The following is a 267-nucleotide window of genomic DNA, read 5'->3' on the forward strand; positions in this document are numbered from 1 at the left end:
CTCGAGCATCGTCATCTAGCCGATCGGCAAAGCGAACGCCGCTTTCACGCATTGCATTGGCCTGTCAGCGGTTTATGGTTTGCGGCATGTTGACCGATTTCAAGCAACTCAAGGCGGATCTGCGAACCGAACGGCTCGCCCTTCGCGATGCGATCGCCCCAGATGCGCGCATCGACATGGCCCTTGCCATGGCCGACCACGCAGGCGACGCCGTCGCCTTCGATCCCGGCGCCGTCATTTCAGGCTTCCTGCCGATCCGCTCGGAGG

The 267-nt window shown here is 62.2% G+C and carries 1 protein-coding gene; it reads left to right on the forward strand.

The genetic code is table 11. The features are described from left to right. Nucleotides 1-86: 86 nt before the first annotated feature. Nucleotides 87-267 (forward strand): hypothetical protein (locus SB659_RS19680; RefSeq protein ID WP_410551629.1); only part of this gene is annotated, 181 nt, incomplete at its 3' end.

This window comes from Arthrobacter sp. SIMBA_036 (genome assembly GCF_046535135.1).
Taxonomy (GTDB): domain Bacteria; phylum Actinomycetota; class Actinomycetes; order Actinomycetales; family Micrococcaceae; genus Arthrobacter.